The 15,471-nt window shown below is 68.8% G+C and carries 14 protein-coding genes; 1 reads left to right on the forward strand and 13 read right to left on the reverse strand.

The window, feature by feature from the left end:
* Positions 1–198: 198 nt before the first annotated feature.
* The 8 genes from ABIE21_RS05605 to recO form a co-directional block, all read right to left on the reverse strand.
* Complete coding sequence (locus tag ABIE21_RS05605) at positions 199–336, reverse strand: hypothetical protein (protein WP_354023784.1); 138 nt, start codon at positions 334–336, stop codon at positions 199–201.
* Positions 333–998: a DsbA family oxidoreductase gene (locus ABIE21_RS05610; protein WP_354023785.1), complete on the reverse strand. Its 666-nt coding sequence runs from the start codon at positions 996–998 to the stop codon at positions 333–335. The genes ABIE21_RS05605 and ABIE21_RS05610 overlap by 4 nt, the downstream gene beginning before the upstream one ends.
* Positions 995–2,011 carry a hypothetical protein gene (locus ABIE21_RS05615; protein ID WP_354023786.1) on the reverse strand — a complete coding sequence of 339 codons (1,017 nt, stop codon included), beginning with the start codon at positions 2,009–2,011 and terminating at the stop codon, positions 995–997. The genes ABIE21_RS05610 and ABIE21_RS05615 overlap by 4 nt, the downstream gene beginning before the upstream one ends.
* Positions 2,012–2,263: 252 nt before the next feature.
* A complete protein-coding gene (locus ABIE21_RS05620) occupies positions 2,264–3,649 on the reverse strand; it encodes a glycine--tRNA ligase (RefSeq protein ID WP_354023787.1) in 1,386 nt (461 codons plus the stop codon).
* Between the two features lie 287 nt (positions 3,650–3,936).
* Positions 3,937–5,007 carry an aminotransferase class V-fold PLP-dependent enzyme gene (locus ABIE21_RS05625; protein WP_354023788.1) on the reverse strand — a complete coding sequence of 357 codons (1,071 nt, stop codon included), beginning with the start codon at positions 5,005–5,007 and terminating at the stop codon, positions 3,937–3,939.
* Between the two features lie 223 nt (positions 5,008–5,230).
* Positions 5,231–6,283 (reverse strand): Gfo/Idh/MocA family protein, encoded by a 1,053-nt coding sequence (locus ABIE21_RS05630; RefSeq protein ID WP_354023789.1) that lies wholly within the window; start codon positions 6,281–6,283, stop codon positions 5,231–5,233.
* 139 nt (positions 6,284–6,422) lie between these two features.
* On the reverse strand, positions 6,423–7,232 hold the full coding sequence (locus tag ABIE21_RS05635; protein ID WP_354023790.1) for an isoprenyl transferase: 810 nt from the start codon (positions 7,230–7,232) through the stop codon (positions 6,423–6,425).
* Complete coding sequence (gene recO, locus ABIE21_RS05640; protein ID WP_354023791.1) at positions 7,229–7,960, reverse strand: DNA repair protein RecO; 732 nt, start codon at positions 7,958–7,960, stop codon at positions 7,229–7,231. Before recO ends, ABIE21_RS05635 begins: the two co-directional genes overlap by 4 nt.
* 128 nt (positions 7,961–8,088) lie before the next feature.
* Here recO and ABIE21_RS05645 point away from each other — a divergent pair, with 128 nt between their 5' ends.
* Positions 8,089–8,772 (forward strand): trimeric intracellular cation channel family protein, encoded by a 684-nt coding sequence (locus ABIE21_RS05645; RefSeq protein ID WP_354023792.1) that lies wholly within the window; start codon positions 8,089–8,091, stop codon positions 8,770–8,772.
* Positions 8,773–9,206: 434 nt separating this feature from the next.
* Here the strand turns inward: ABIE21_RS05645 and leuA are convergent, their stop codons facing one another.
* From leuA to ABIE21_RS05670, 5 genes are all read right to left on the reverse strand, one after another.
* A complete protein-coding gene (leuA, locus tag ABIE21_RS05650; protein ID WP_354023793.1) occupies positions 9,207–10,973 on the reverse strand; it encodes a 2-isopropylmalate synthase in 1,767 nt (588 codons plus the stop codon).
* Between the two features lie 386 nt (positions 10,974–11,359).
* Complete coding sequence (locus tag ABIE21_RS05655; protein WP_354023794.1) at positions 11,360–12,763, reverse strand: ABC transporter permease; 1,404 nt, start codon at positions 12,761–12,763, stop codon at positions 11,360–11,362.
* Positions 12,760–13,533 carry an ABC transporter ATP-binding protein gene (locus tag ABIE21_RS05660; RefSeq protein ID WP_354023795.1) on the reverse strand — a complete coding sequence of 258 codons (774 nt, stop codon included), beginning with the start codon at positions 13,531–13,533 and terminating at the stop codon, positions 12,760–12,762. Before ABIE21_RS05660 ends, ABIE21_RS05655 begins: the two co-directional genes overlap by 4 nt.
* 76 nt (positions 13,534–13,609) lie before the next feature.
* The gene (locus tag ABIE21_RS05665; protein ID WP_354023796.1) at positions 13,610–14,275 is read right to left on the reverse strand and encodes a response regulator transcription factor; all 666 of its coding nucleotides are present in this window, start codon (positions 14,273–14,275) and stop codon (positions 13,610–13,612) included.
* Positions 14,272–15,468, reverse strand: a complete 1,197-nt coding sequence (locus tag ABIE21_RS05670; RefSeq protein ID WP_354023797.1) for a sensor histidine kinase — start codon at positions 15,466–15,468, stop codon at positions 14,272–14,274. The genes ABIE21_RS05665 and ABIE21_RS05670 overlap by 4 nt, the downstream gene beginning before the upstream one ends.
* Between the last annotated feature and the right edge of the window lie 3 nt (positions 15,469–15,471).

The raw sequence follows: 15,471 nt of genomic DNA on the forward strand, positions 1-15,471 counted from the left end.
CCTGGCTGAGCGGTCGTCGGGACCGCCGCCTGAGCCTGTCGGCTGGGACACCACGGTACGAGCGCCCGAAAAGCACGATCAAGGCTTTCGCCTCGGATACCTCGTGCGGACGCGAAACAACCCGCCAAGTCGCACCTGACGGGTTGTTTGTAACGTTTTCAGACGGGTGAGAGAAATCTCACCGATCGGGGGGTTGCGTCAGACGAGGTCCTCGTCCAGCTGGCGGTTGACCTCGGCCTGAGGGTGATGCTCGGGGATCAGGCAGGAGTCGCCGACGCACGCGGCCGCCGCCGGGTCGCCCACCATCGTGAACGGGCTCGCCGCGACATCCGTCACGATGCGTCCTGTTCCGGGGCGTCGCGTTCCGACCGCGCCTGCTCGAGCGCGCCGGCGAAGGCCGCCGCTTCCTGGGCGCCGGAGATGCCGTACTTGCCGTCGATCACGAAGAACGGAACGCCCTGGATGCCGTAGGCCTGAGCCTGGGCGACGTCGGCCTTCACGTCGGCGAGGTAGGTGTTGGCCTCGAGCACGGTCACGACCTCGTCACGGTCGAGCCCAACGGTGACCGCGAGCTCTGCGAGGTCGGCGACCCGCCCGACGTGGCCGCCGTCGACGAAGTAGGCCTTGAGCAGCGCTTCCTTCATCTCGAGCTGCAGGCCCTTGCTCTTCGCGAAGTGCAGCAGCTCGTGCGCCTTGACCGTGTTGGTCTGATGCACGTGGTCGTAGTCGTAGTCGAGTCCGACGTCTTTGGCGATGCTGGTGACGCGGTCGAGCATCATGTCGACCTGGTCGAGCGCGATGCCCTTGCGCTGGCTGAGGAAGTCTCTGGGCGATCCGTCGAAGTCGACCGGGGTGTCTGGGGCGAGCTCGAAGGAGTGGTACTCCACCTCGACGTCGCCGCCGAACTGAGCGGCCCCGTCTTCGAACTTGCGCTTGCCGATGTAGCACCAGGGGCACTGCACGTCGGACCAGATGTCTACCTTTATGGGTTCACTCACCCTGAGGACAACCGTCGCCGCCCGCCCGTATTCCCGCCGTGACTCGGAAATTCAGGAGTTAGGCGGTGGCGTCGCCCGCGCACGCCCGGTTTTCCGGGAGTCGTGACCGGATGCGTCGCGCTAGCTCCTGAATTTCCGATACGACGGGCGGGGCGGCGGGCGGCGAGGGCCGCGTCGACCGCCCGCACGACCCGCGTCCAGTCGTGGAACACCATGCGGGCGCTCGGACGCAGCGGATGCAGCCGCGCGATCGTGATGTCGAGATCCTTGCGGCGGTCACGCTCGAAGGTCTCGAGGTGGAATTCCCGCCCGTCGGTCTCCATTCCGACGCAGTCGTCCACGACGAGGTCGATCCGCTCGACGTCTCCGAGGCGCACCTGGATGTCGACGGTGTGGCCGAGAATCCGCAGGCGGGTTCGCGCCAGACTCTCGGGCAGGCTCTCGCACCGGCCGTCGACCCACTCCCGGATGCCGCGACGGTCCTCCGGCAATCGCAGGATGAGCAGCTCGAACGCGATCCGGTCGAGCCTGCCGGTGTGCAGCGCCCAGTCGAGGGCGGCCACCGCGGTCTCGAACGACTCGTCGAGAACGACGCGCACGAGGGCGTCGCGCAGGTCGACTGCCATCGCCGTGCCGCGCCCGGCGACGCCGTCGTCGTCCCAGTGCAACTCCAGCCCCGGGACATGTCGCGCCGCGAGCTTCACGAATCGGTTGAGCGGCGTGCGCAGTCTTGCGGCGTTCGACGGCACCGAGACGTGCAGCGCGAACGGACCGAGCGCCCAGCCGCCCGCGGCGATGACCGCCGAGATGCCGGTGAGCCGTCCGCCCACGCGCACCGCCTGCACTCGGGGGTCGTCGGGCGGCAGCGTCGTGTACCAGCCCTGTCGGGCGCGGGTCACCTCGCCCCGTCTGACCGCCTGCGTCAGGTCGGGGTCACGCGCTCCCCGCGCGACGAGCTGCTGCTTCTGTGCCATGCCTCCGAGGCCGGCGACCATCGAGGCGATGTCGGTCATACCGGAATGCTCGTCGCCCGGCGCCCGCAGCGGAGAGCCCCGCGGCGATGTGTGGAGGCGGTGCCCGTTTCGGCCGCTGGGGAGGAGCCGCGCCATCCGCCCCTCGTCGGAAATTCAGGAGTTAGCGCCGAGTCGCCCCGGGGATGGCGGGACTTTCCGGGGCCTCGCCAACCGCGAACGCCGCCAACTCCTGAATTTCCGAAGAAACCCGGGAGGTGGCGGCGTTGGGCAGTGGAAGGCCGGCGCCGCGCGTTATGCGCCCAGCAGTTGCTCCGCGAGGTAGCCGCGCAGGCGGTCGAGCGAGACGCGCTCCTGCGCCATCGAGTCGCGCTCGCGCACGGTCACGGCGTTGTCCTCGAGCGAGTCGAAGTCGACGGTGATCGCGAACGGGGTTCCGATCTCGTCCTGGCGGCGGTAGCGGCGTCCGATCGCGCCGGCGTCGTCGAAGTCGACGTTCCAGTACTTGCGCAGGTCGGCGGCGACGGAGCGTGCGAGCGGCGACAGCTGCTCGTTGCGCGACAGCGGCAGCACGGCCACCTTGACCGGCGCGAGACGACGGTCGAGGCGCAGCACGGTGCGCTTGTCGACGCCGCCCTTCGCGTTCGGCGCCTCGTCCTCGGCGTACGCGTCGATCAGGAACGCCATCAGCGCGCGGGTCAGGCCGAACGCGGGCTCGATCACGTACGGGATCCAGCGCTTGTCCTGCGTCTGGTCGAAGTACGAGAGGTCGGTTCCGGATGCCTCGGAGTGGGTCTTCAGGTCGAAGTCGCCACGGTTCGCGACGCCCATCAGCTCGCCCCACTCGCTGCCGGCGAAACGGAAACGGTACTCCACGTCGACGGTGCGCTTCGAGTAGTGAGACAGCTTCTCGGCGGGGTGCTCGTAGAGGCGCAGGTTCTCGGGCTTGATGCCGAGGTCGGTGTACCAGGCGAGCGAGGCGTCGATCCAGTACTGGTGCCACTCTTCGTCGGTGCCGGGCTCGACGAAGAACTCCATCTCCATCTGCTCGAACTCGCGGGTGCGGAAGATGAAGTTTCCGGGCGTGATCTCGTTGCGGAAGCTCTTGCCGATCTGGCCGATGCCGAAGGGGGGCTTCATGCGTGCGCTGCCGAGCACGTTGGCGAAGTTGACGAAGATGCCCTGCGCGGTCTCGGGGCGCAGGTAGTGCATGCCCTCTTCGTTATCGACGGGGCCGAGGAAGGTCTTCAGCAGTCCGGAGAAGTTCTGCGGCTCGGTCCAGGCGCCGGGCTGGCCGGTGTCTGGGTCTTTGATGTCGGCCATGCCGTTGACCGGCGGGTGGCCGTGCTTCTCCTCGTACGCCTCGAGGAGGTGGTCGGCGCGGTAGCGCTTGTGGGTGTGCAGCGACTCGACGAGCGGGTCGGAGAAGACCTCGACGTGACCGGACGCCTCCCACACCTTGCGCGGCAGGATGACCGCGGAGTCGAGCCCGACGACGTCGTCGCGACCCTGCACGACCGTCTGCCACCACTGCTTCTTGATGTTCTCCTTGAGGGCGACGCCGAGCGGCCCGTAGTCCCAGGCGGAGCGCGAACCGCCGTAGATCTCTCCCGACTGGAAGACGAAACCCCTGCGCTTGGCGAGGTTGATGATGGCGTCGAGAGAATTGGCGTTGGCCACAGATATGCTCCAAAGTTCAGCCGTGCTGGATGCGCGGCCCGAGTAAAGCCACAGTTTACCGGGGCGCGGCGGGCCTCCGAGATCACGGGATGTCGCGGCCGCCGTCTCCCCTCTCGGGCGGTTCGGGCGCCGACCGCGCCGCGCCCCTGTCGGAAATTCAGGAGTTAGCGCCGCGACGGTGTGCCCGACCCCGCGGGAATCGGCCTCTCGCCAGGACTGGGCGGGCGGTAACTCCTGAATTTCCGCGAGAGAGTGAGCGGCGGTCGAGCGTCAAGCCGCCGTGAGGGTCAGGCGCGGCCGAGGGTCGCCACGACCGCGTTGACGTCGGTCTCGTCGTTCCACAGGTGGAAGGCGGCGCGGAGGCGGCCCGCCCGGCCCGAGACCTTGATGCCGGCCGCCATGAGTCGCGCGAGGTCGTCGCCGTCCGGGTCGGCCCAGGTCACAATCGCCTGGTGCTGCGGCTCCATGCCGAGGCGCTCGCACAACGCGTCGCCGAGCCCGCGGGCCCGCGCCCACACCTCGTCGATGTCGAGTTCGGAGAACATGCGGATGGCGGGCTCCGCTCCGACCCACGCCGGCCAGGCCGGCGAGAGGTCGAACTTGCGGGCGTCGAGGGCGAGCGCCATGCTCGGCCCGTAGCAGGACTGCCAGACGGCGTCTCCCGAATACCAGCCGGCCTGGATCGGCGTGAGCTCACGCTCGAAGCGCTCCCCCACCGTGAGAAACGCCACCCCGCGCGGCGCGCAGAGCCACTTGTACGAATGGCACACCGTGGCGTCGAACAGCGCGGCGTCGACCGGATGCACGCCCGCCGACTGCGTGGTGTCGCAGTAGGTGTAGGCGTCGTGCTCGCGGGCGGCCGAGACGATCGCCGCGACATCCGCCACCCTGCCCGTCGCCGACTGCACATGCGAGAAGACGACCAGCCACGTGGCATCCGTGATCTCGGCGGCCAGCTCGGCGAGCGGCACCGACCGCACCGCGATCCCGTTTCTCTGGAGGAACGGGAAGACGATCGATGAGAAGTCGCCCTCGACGCAGAGCACCTCGGCTCCCTCGGGAACGGCCGCCGCCAGCACGCTCGTGATCGCCGACGACTGCGAGCCGATCGCGACCCGGTCGGGGGCCACGCCGACCAGCCGCGCGTAGCTCGCGCGCGTGTTCGCGACGATCTGGTCGTACTGCATCGGGTCGCGCCGGGCGGCAGACCAGAGCTCGAGGTCGCGCCGCAGGGCATCCACGGTCTCCCTCGTCGGCAGCCCGATCGACGCCGCCGCGAGGAACAGTCGCGGCGCCTCGTAGCTCGCGATGGCGTGGGCAAGGCCCGGAGACGGAGACACGGTGCTGACGGTCGTCATAGACCCAGCATGCCGCGCGCTCCGGCGCGCTACAAGGGCGCGGGGCAGCCGGTGGCGGCCCCAGGCGGGCGTCGGCGGGCGGATCCGTCACGCGGTCGGATCCACCAGCGATTCGAACGGAAATTCAGGAGTAGACGGATGCGCCACAGGCCGCACCCGCAGAATCCCGGGCGCGAACAGCAGTCAACCCGTGCTAACTCCTGAATTTCCGAAGACAGGCCGGCTAGAGCTGCTCGGTCTTCGCGGCGATCGCGTGTGCGCGCTCGATGATGCGCACGACCTCGAGGGAGTCCCGGGGGTCGACCGGCACCGGTGCGCCGTCGAGGATACTCGCGGCCATTCCCGCGTAGAAGGCAGGGTAGTCGCCGGCCTCGGTCGGCACGGGGGTGAGCCCCGACTCCGAGCCGTCGATGCCGAGCAGCCCCCAGTCGGCCTCCGGCGTGACGCCGTAGCCCTCGGATCCGGGCCAGCGTCCCTGCTTGAGGAAGGGCTCCTGGTTGTCGAGCCCGTGCACGGTGTACCCGTTTTCGCTGCCCAGAACGCGGAAGCGCGGGCCGCTCTGCGCCGCGGCCTTGCTCATGGTCAGGTGCGAGCGCACGCCGCTGGTGTGCAGCAGCGAGATGAAGGAGTCGTCGTCGCTGATGCCGCCGCGCACGATCGCGAGCTCGGCCTGCTCGACGGTGGCCGGGCCGAAGAGGTGCAGTGCCTGGTCGATGAGGTGGCTGCCGAGGTCGAAGGTGATGCCGGCGCCCTCCTCGATCGTGGTGGTCTCCTGCCACTGCCCCGGCTTGGGCGTTCCCCAACGCTCGAACGTCGACTCGAAACGGTGCACCTCGCCGAGCACGCCCTCGCGCACGAGGCCGGACACGGTGAGGAAGTCGCCGTCCCAGCGACGGTTCTGGAAGACCGCGAGCGGCCGCCCGACCTCCTCCGCCTTGGCGATGAGCTTCTTCGCGTCGCTCAGACTCGGCACGAACGGCTTGTCGATCACGAGCGCCGCCCCGGCCTCGAGCGCGGCGATGCCCTGCTCGAGGTGCACGTGCGCCGGCGATGCGAGGATCACCAGGTCGAGGTCGCCGGCCCGCGCGAGCAGCGCCTCCGGGCTGTCGACGATCTCGGCGTCGGGGTGCTGCTGCTGCGCCTGCGCGCGCCGGTCGGCATTGCCGGTGGCGATGAGGTCGAGCGAGAACGCGGGGTTGGTCGCGACGAACGGGGCGTGGAAGACGCGACCCGACAGGCCGTAACCGATGATTCCGGTGCGAATGACTGAAGGCATCAGGCCAGACTAGTTCTCCCCGCGGGCAGGATGCGACCCGCGGATGCGCCCGGCGCGCTCTCGCCCGGCGCGCTCGCGGAGAACAGCACCTCGTCCGCCGGCTCGGCCCGTAGGCCGTGGGCGGGTCGGCAGACTCGCCCTAGGTCGTCGGCGCGTCGACCGCCCCGCCGAAGCGCCGGTTGCGGCTCGCGTAGAGCGACACCGCCTCCCACAGCTGCTCGCGGGTGAAGTCGGGCCAGAGCGTGTCGAGAAACACCATCTCCGCGTAGGCGCTCTGCCAGAGCATGAAGTTGCTGGTGCGCTGCTCGCCCGAGCTGCGCACGAAGAGATCGACGTCGGGCAGGTCGGGCGTGTAGAGGTGCTTCTGGATCGACTTCTCGGTGATCCCGTTCGGCTTCAGCCGACCGGCCGATACTTCTTCGGCGAGGGCGCGCACGGCATCCGTGATCTCCGTTCGTCCCCCGTAGTTGACGCACATCGTGAGGGTGAGCACGTCGTTGCCGGCGGTCATCTGCTCTGCGAACTGCAGTTCTTTGATGACGGATGCCCACAGTCGCGGCTTTCGGCCGGCCCACCTCACGCGAACGCCCCATTCGTTGAGCTGGTCGCGGCGACGGTGAAGCACGTCGCGGTTGAATCCCATGAGGAAGCGCACCTCGTCGGGCGAGCGCTTCCAGTTCTCGGTGGAGAATGCATACACGCTGAGGTGTTTGACGCCCATCTGGATGGCACCGGCGACGACGTCGAGGAGGCTGGCCTCCCCCGCCTTGTGACCTTCGATGCGGGTGAGCCCCTTGCCGTTCGCCCAGCGCCCGTTGCCGTCCATGACGATGGCGACGTGTTCTGGCACGGCGCGCTTGTCCACCACAGGAGGGTAGATGCCGGTCCAGTCGACGGGTTTGAAATCGACGGCGTCCGGATGCGTCATGCCGGGTTTGATGAATCTCATGCGGTGGACCTATCGACGTGTTGCAGCGAGCGCAGTGTGCGCTCGAGGTGAAACTGGGTGTACGCCGCCACGACGCCGCTCGCCTGGCTCTGCTGGCGTTCGTCCGACGATTCGACCGCCGCCCAGTCGCCGGTGAGCAGTGCGCTGAGCAGCTGCAGGGTCTTCGGCTCGAGCCGCGGCGATCCGGGAGGGGCCACGTCGTCGGCGACGACGCCGCCGAGCTGCGCCACGAAGACGGTGTGCGGGCCGGGCGCGCCGGTCACCGCGCAGTCGACGAAGCTCGGCGCCCAACCGGCGATGGACAGCGACCGGAGGAGGTAGCTGTCGAGGGTCACGCTGGAGTGATGCTCACGGCGTGCGAGCGAGCGCAGGGCTCCGACGAGCAGCAGGTACTGCTGCAGTGAGCCGTCGTCGTCGGTGATCTTGTCTGCCGTCTCCACCATGACGCTCGCCGCGGTGTAGCTACCGTAGTCGGCGGTGATCTCGGCCCCGTACGACCCGAGCGACTCCGCCTGGGTGATGATGTCGAGGCTGCGGCCCTCATAGAGCTGCACGTCGGCGACCATAAACGGCTCGAGTCTCGCACCGAACTTGCTCGCGGTGCGCCGCACGCCCTTGGCGACCGCGCGGATCTTGCCGTGCGACCGGCTCAGCATCGTGACGATGCGGTCTGCCTCGCCCAGCTTGTGGGTTCGCAGCACGACGGCTTCATCACGGTAGAGGGGCACATGTCTATTATCGGCGCTGGAGCGACATCGGGTGGGTGGCGACAGGCGGGCACCGCGGAAGGGTGCCGGCCGCAAGTCGAGTCCCGTGCATCCACCACGATGCGACGCCGAGGCACGACAATGGACTGGTGACGCAAGCCGCCTTCTTCATCCCCGCCTGGGCGGACATCCTCGCCATCTGCATCGGCAGCCTGCAGGGTGCGCTGTTCGCCGCCCAGTTCCGTGACCGCAGACTCGACCTGCTCGGGGTGGCCATCATCGGCATCGCCACCGGCTTCGGCGGCGGAATCCTCCGCGACCTTCTTCTCAACGAGTTGCCGGCCGCGATGCAGAGCAACTGGTACCTGCCCGCCGCGACTATCGCGGCGCTCGTGGGTATGTTCCTCGAGCGTGTCCTCAGCCGTCTCTCGAAGGTCATCACCGTGCTGGATGCGCTGACGATCGGACTGTTCGGCGCCATCGGCACGACGAAGGCCCTCGCCGTCGGAGTGCCCCCGGTGCCCGCGGTCTTCGTCGGAGCGCTGTCGGCGGTCGGCGGCTCGATCCTGCGCGACCTGCTGCTCAACCTGCCGATCGCGATCATGCAGGTCGGATCCCTCTACGCGGTCGCAGCGCTGGCGGGCACATCGACGCTGGCCGTGCTCGTCGCGTTCGGTGTCAACGTGACCGTCGCCGCGGTGGTCTGCGTCGTCGTGACCTTCGGGGTGCGCGTGCTCGCGGTGCTGTTCAACTGGAGCCTGCCCGAGCAGCGCCGACTGGAGCGGTTGCCCTCGCTGCGGCGGTTCCGCAACTTCCGAAACTTCCGCCGCTGACGAGCCCCGTCTCCCGCGACCCGCCGCCTCTTTCCCGGCCGCCCTCCCCACCCCTGTCTCCCCCGCCCCGTTGCGGAAATTCAGGAGTTACGCCCTCCGGGGTTCGTGAACCCGCGGGATCACCCGGCCTCACAAGTTGTCGCGGACGCCTAACTCCTGAATTTCCGATTCACGCCGCTCTGCCGACGCGGGCCGGGCGCGGTGCGGGTTGCCCGGCACATCAGGTGTTCGTGCGGGTAACAAGCTCCACAACGGCGCAGACCATCGGAAACTCAGGTGTTAGGGCATCCGCTCGCCGGGCCACCCCTGCGATAGCGCGGATGGCCGGTGGTCGCGCGGACGCCAACTCCTGAATTTCCGATCACACCCCTGCGCACATACAGCCGCGGCGCGGTTAGCGCGGGCGGCCGCCGTCAGGCCGCCCGCGCACAGCGTCAGACGGAGGCGAGCTGTCGGTCGCCCGTGGTGGCGCGCACGGCGCGGTTCACAGCAGACACGACGGCCTTGAGGGATGCGGTGGAGATGTCGGCGTCGATTCCGACTCCCCAGAGGCGCACGCCGTTGACGTTGAGCTCGACGTAGGCCGCGGCGTAGGCGTCGCCGCCGGCGCTGAGCGCGTGCTCGACGTAGTCGAACAACTTCACGTCGATGCCCTGTTCGGCCATGATGTTCAGGAATGCCGCGATCGGACCGTTGCCCGTGGCATCCGCATTGATCACGTCCTCCCCGACCCGCAGCACGGTCTGCAGCGAGACCTCGCCGCCCAGGTCGCTGGCCGTCTGCGTGCGGGTGAGCTCGAAACGTCCCCACTTGGCTTCCGGGTGGCTGACGGGGGCGGGCAGGTATTCGTCCTGGAAGATGTCCCAGATCTGGGCGCTCGTGACCTCGCCGCCCTCGGCGTCGGTCTTCGCCTGTACGACGCCGGAGAACTCGATCTGCAGCTTGCGCGGCAGGTCGAGCGCGTGGTCGGTCTTCAGCAGGTAGGCGACTCCGCCCTTGCCCGACTGGGAGTTGACGCGGATGACGGCTTCGTAGCTGCGTCCCAGGTCTTTCGGGTCGATCGGCAGGTACGGAACGGCCCAGAGCAGCTCGTCGACCGACTTGCCCTGCGCCTCGGCGTCGACGGCCATGGCCTCGAAGCCCTTCTTGATCGCGTCCTGGTGGGAGCCGCTGAACGCGGTGTAGACCAGGTCGCCGGCCCACGGGCTGCGCTCGGGCACCGGCAGCTGGTTGCAGTACTCGGCGGTGCGCTTGACCTCGTCGAGGTCGCTGAAGTCGATCTGCGGGTCGATGCCCTGCGTGAACAGGTTGATGCCGAGGGCGACCAGGTCGACGTTGCCGGTGCGCTCTCCGTTGCCGAACAGGCAGCCCTCTATGCGGTCGGCGCCTGCCAGGTAGCCGAGCTCGGCGGCCGCGATGCCCGTGCCACGGTCGTTGTGCGGGTGGAGGCTGAGGATGATGCTGTCGCGGCGGGCGAAGTTGCGAGACATCCACTCGATCGAATCCGCGTAGACGTTCGGCGTCGCCATCTCGACGGTCGCCGGCAGGTTGATGATGACGGGGCGCTCGGGGGTTCCGCCCAGGGCGTCGACCACCTGGTTGCAGATGTCGAGCGCGAACTCGAGCTCGGTGCCCGTGTAGCTCTCGGGCGAGTACTCGTAGTGCACGTCGACCTCGGGAACCGTCTTCTCGGCCGCCTTGCAGAGGCGCGCCCCCTCGAGGGCGATGTCGATGATGCCCTGCTTGTCGGTGCGGAACACGACGTCGCGCTGCAGCACGCTTGTGGAGTTGTAGAGGTGAACGATGGCCTGCTTCGCGCCGGCGATCGACTCGTAGGTGCGGTTGATCAGCCCCTCGCGCGCCTGGGTCAGCACCTGGATGGTGACGTCGTCGGGGATCAGGTTCTCTTCGATGAGGCTTCGCACGAAGTCGAAGTCGGTCTGCGACGCCGACGGGAACCCGACCTCGATCTCCTTGTAGCCCATCTTGACGAGCAGATCGAACATGATGCGCTTGCGCTCGGGGCTCATCGGGTCGATGAGCGCCTGGTTTCCGTCGCGCAGGTCGACGGCGCACCAGCGCGGCGCGGTCGTGATGCGCTTCGACGGCCAGGTGCGGTCGGGCAGGTCGACGGTCAACTGCTCGTGGTACGGACGGTACTTGTGAATCGGCATGCCAGAAGGCTGCTGTGTGTTCTTCATGGTCTCTGGTTCTCTCGCTTAGTGGTGGTCAGCCGACAACGAACTCCGCGACGAGTGAGGCCTGGGTTAGGACTCGTCGCGGCAGCTAAGGAGGAGCAGACCGAACAGCACATTTCGAGAGTACCACCTGCCACCCGCGGAACGGCGGTCGATTCCGAGTCGACCGCACACGAGCCGGGGCCGCCGGCGAACCGTCGCCGGCGAACCGTCGCCGCCGGCAGACCGTCGCCGCCGGCGAACCGTCGGATATTCAGGAGTTAGCGGATGCGCCCGACGTCGCGTCCCCGGAATGCCGCGCGCGGCAAGCAGTCCCCGCCCGCTAACTCCTGAATTTCCGACACCCGCACCCGGTGGGGGTGCGGGTGCGGGTGCGGGTGCGGGTGCGGCTAGTCGAGGGCGAGGGCCGCCACGGGGGTGACACGGGTCGCGCGACGTGAGGGACCGACGGATGCCACGAGAGTGAGCGCCGCGGCGAGCACGACCACCCCGGCCAGGAACGGCAGCGGGATGCCGGGCGCCACGAACCCGGGGCTGCCGTTGATGCTTCCGAACAGCGACTGCGCGCCCGCCCAGCCGTAGAACACCCCGAGCACGAGGCCGACGATCACGGAGGCGGCGGTGAGCTGGGCGCTCTCGGCCGTGATCATGCCGCGAACCTGCCGGCCGGTGAACCCCAGCGCGCGCAGCAGGCCGAGCTCGCGGGTGCGCTGCAGCACACTGAGCGACAGGTTGTTCACCATGCCGACCGCGGCGATGAGAGCACTGAACCCCATCAGGATCGAGAAGACCACGAGAGTCATGGCGAAGGCCTCGTCGATGCCCTGGTAGTACTCCGGGTTCGCGTCCTGCGCCGCCGTGAGCAGGTTCTGGTACGACTGCAGCGCCACCGCGAACATCGTCACGAGGGTGATCCCGATGACGAGGCCGATGGTGGTGCGCGACGACCGCTCGGGGTAGCGCACGGCGTTCTCCGCCGCGAGGCGTGCCGGGGCGCTGTCGCCGAACAGTCGCCCGACGAGCCGCAGCGCCACCGGCATGACCACGTGCGCGCCGATGACCAGGCCGGTGAACGACAGGAGCCCGCCGACGACACCGATCAGCACCGCGAGCGGGTTCACGAGGCCGACGATCACGGCGACGATGAGCACCCCCGTTCCGACGACGAAGAGCGCGACGGCGACGGCGGTGCGTGCTTTCGATGCGGATGCCTCGGCCCGGCTCTGCTCGTGGGCCGCACCGGTCGCCTCCATGGGCGAGACCACGAGCACGCGACGCGACCCCACCCACGACGCGATCCACGTGGTGAGGACGACGGCGACCATGGGCAGGATCAGCACCGGTGACACGAACGAGAACGCCACTCCCCCGGGGATGAACCCCGCCGCGACCCCGACGGCCACCGTCGCGGCGGTGACGCCGGTGCCGACCACGGCGCCGATGACGGTGCCGGCGACGCCGACCGCGAGGCCCTCACGGGCGACCGCCCGGCGCTGCGTGCGGGCGCTCGAGCCGATGAGCCGAAGCAGGGCGATGGTGCGGGTGCGTCCCGCGATGATCGTCGAGAACGTGTTGGCCGTGACGATCGCCCCGACGTACACGGCGATGACGATGAAGACCAGCGCGACGATGCCGAGGAAGATCGCGACCGTGCCGCTGTCCCCCGTCACGCGGTCGGCCGACAGCGCCTGGCTGATGACGCCGACGAATTGCAGCACCGACACACCGAACGCCGCACTGAGCGCCGCGACCAGCACGCTGGGGCCGTGTTCGCTCGGGCTGAGCCGGTTCACGCGGCACGCTCCATCCCGAGCATCAGACCCGAGATCTCTTCCGCCGTCGACTTGCCGAGGTCGCGCACGACCCTGCCGTCGGCGAGGAACACGATGCGGTCGGCGTAGCTGGCGGCGATCGGGTCGTGGGTCACCATAGCGATGCTCTGCCCGTATTCGCGACCGGCGGCCTGCAGCAGGGTGAGCACCTCGCGGCTGGTGCGCGAGTCGAGGTTTCCGGTCGGCTCGTCGGCGAAGACGAGGTCGGGGCGGGTGGCGAGCGCGCGGGCGATGGCGACGCGCTGCTGCTGCCCGCCCGACAGCTCGTGGGGGCGGTGACGCAGCCGGGCGCCGAGACCGAGCGAGTCGACCAGCTGGTCGATCCACGCACGCTCAGCGGTCGACGGACGGCGTCCGTCGAGTTCGAACGGGAGCAGGATGTTCCCCTCGATGTCGAGCGTCGGAACGAGGTTGAACGACTGGAAGACGAAGCCGACGCGACGGCGCCTCAGGATCGTCAGCGCGTCATCCGCCAGTCCCGTGATCTCCGTGTCGCCGAGCCACGCCCTCCCCGTGGACGCCGAGTCGAGACCGGCCATGATGTGCATGAGCGTCGACTTGCCGGAGCCGCTCGGGCCCATGATCGCCGTGAACTCGCCGCGGCGGATGCCGAGGCTCACGTCGAGCAGGGCGGCGACCCGGTTCTCCTTCGCGCCGTAGGTCTTTCCGAGGCCGTCGACCCGGGCGACGAGGTCGGCGGGGGTGCCGTTGATAGGTGCTGAGGTTTCCATGCTCCAACGCTATGAAGCCGGGCTGCTCGCCACATCGGACTGAGGTCGTGGCCGCATACCTCTCGAGAATGAGGTTCTAGTCGGTCAGCCGGTTCTCGTAGGCGAAGACGACGAGCTGCACGCGGTCACGCAGGCCCAGCTTTCCCAGCACGCGCGAGATGTGGGTCTTGACCGTGGCCTCGCTGAGGAACTCCGTCGCCGCGATCTCGGAGTTGCTGAGACCGCGCGCCGCCAGCACGAAGATGTCCTTCTCGCGGGCGGTGAGGGTGTCGAACGACGCCGGCACGGCGGAGGTCGCCTGCGAGTCGAAGTTCTCGAACAGCTCGCGAGTGGCGGATGCCGCGATCACCGAGGTTCCCGCGTGCACAGTGCGGATCGCCGCCAGCAGGAACTCGGGGTCGGCGTCCTTCAACAGGAATCCGCTCGCCCCGCCCCGGATCGCGCGCATCGCGGCCTCGTCGAGGTCGAAGGTGGTGAGCACGATGATGCGCGGCTGCGGGCCGCCGCGCTGGGCGGCCTGCGCGAGGATCTCGCGGGTCGACTCGATGCCGTCCATGACCGGCATGCGGATGTCCATGAGGATGACGTCGGGCAGCGCCGTCGCGGCCATCGCGATGCCCTCGACGCCGTCGCCCGCCTGGCCGACGAACTCGAGATCGGCCTGGCTGGAGACGAGCATGCGGATGCCGGTGCGGAACAGCGCCTGGTCGTCGACCAGGCCGACGCGGATGCGGGAGCTCACGACGTCGGCGCGTTCGTCGGCAGGGAGGCGGAGACCACGAACCGCGATCCGTCCGGGGCGGCCTGCAGCAGGCCTCCGACGAGGGCGGCCCGCTCGGTCATGCCGGCGAGCCCGTGCCCGATGTGGAGTTCTGCGGTGGTGGTCGGCACGTCTATTCCGTTCGTGATGCTGATGTCGAGGGTGTCGGGCAGCCAGTCGAAGCGCACCGTGACGTCGCGGGCGTGGTCGCCGTGGCGCAGTGCGTTGGTGATCGCCTCCTGCACGATGCGGTACACCGAGAGTTCGTGCGCGGTGCCGAGCGGGCGCGGCTGGCCGTTCTGCTCGAAGACGACGGTGAGCCCGGATGCGCGGAACTGGTCGAGCAGCCGGTCGAGGTCGGCGAGCACCGGCTGCGGTCCGTCGCCCTGGCTGTGCCGCAGCTGGCCGAGGAGCAGCCGCACGTCGCCGAGCGCGTCGCGAGCCGTCGTCGAGATGGCGAGCAGCGCCTCGTCGACCGCCTCCGGGTCGGTCCGGCGCACGTACCGCGCGCCGTCGGACTGGGCGATGACGACGGCGAGCGAGTGCGCGACGACGTCGTGCATGTCGCGGGCGATGCGGTTGCGCTCCTGCTCGACGATGACGATCTGTTCCGCGGCCTCCTTCGCCTCGCGGCTCTCGCGGTTGCGGGTCATCCAGCGAACGAGGAGTCCGAGCAGCCATGGCACCCCGAGCACGAACAGCATCGCGAAGAACAGCAGCACGAACTGGAGGATCGTGGCGGGCAGCGTGCTGAATCCGAAGATCGACTCGGAAACGCCGAGAGCCGCTCCCTGCACCGTCAGGAAGGCGGCGGCGACGAGGGCGCCCACCCCCACGGAGGCGAGTGCCAGCGACCGCACGATTCTTCCGCCGTACGCCGACGCCGTGTAGACGACGATCAGCGTCGCGACGTTGTAGACGCTCGGGCTCACGTCGAACCACATCTGGACGATCGAGATCACCCAGGCGATCCCGAGCGCGATTCCGGGGCTCACGCGTCGCAGGGCGAGCGCCAGCGCGTAGCCGCCGATGATGATGATGTAGCCGTTGTCGCCCGTGTCGTTGGCGAAGTAGACGTTGTATCCGCCGAAATACTGGGCGGCGAGCACGTAGTACGCGACGGCGATCGCCACGTCGACGACGTACTGCTGCTTCTTCAGCGTGCGGATCACCATAGG

This window comes from Conyzicola nivalis (assembly GCF_040548875.1).
GTDB classification, from domain to species: Bacteria; Actinomycetota; Actinomycetes; order Actinomycetales; family Microbacteriaceae; genus Conyzicola; species Conyzicola nivalis_A.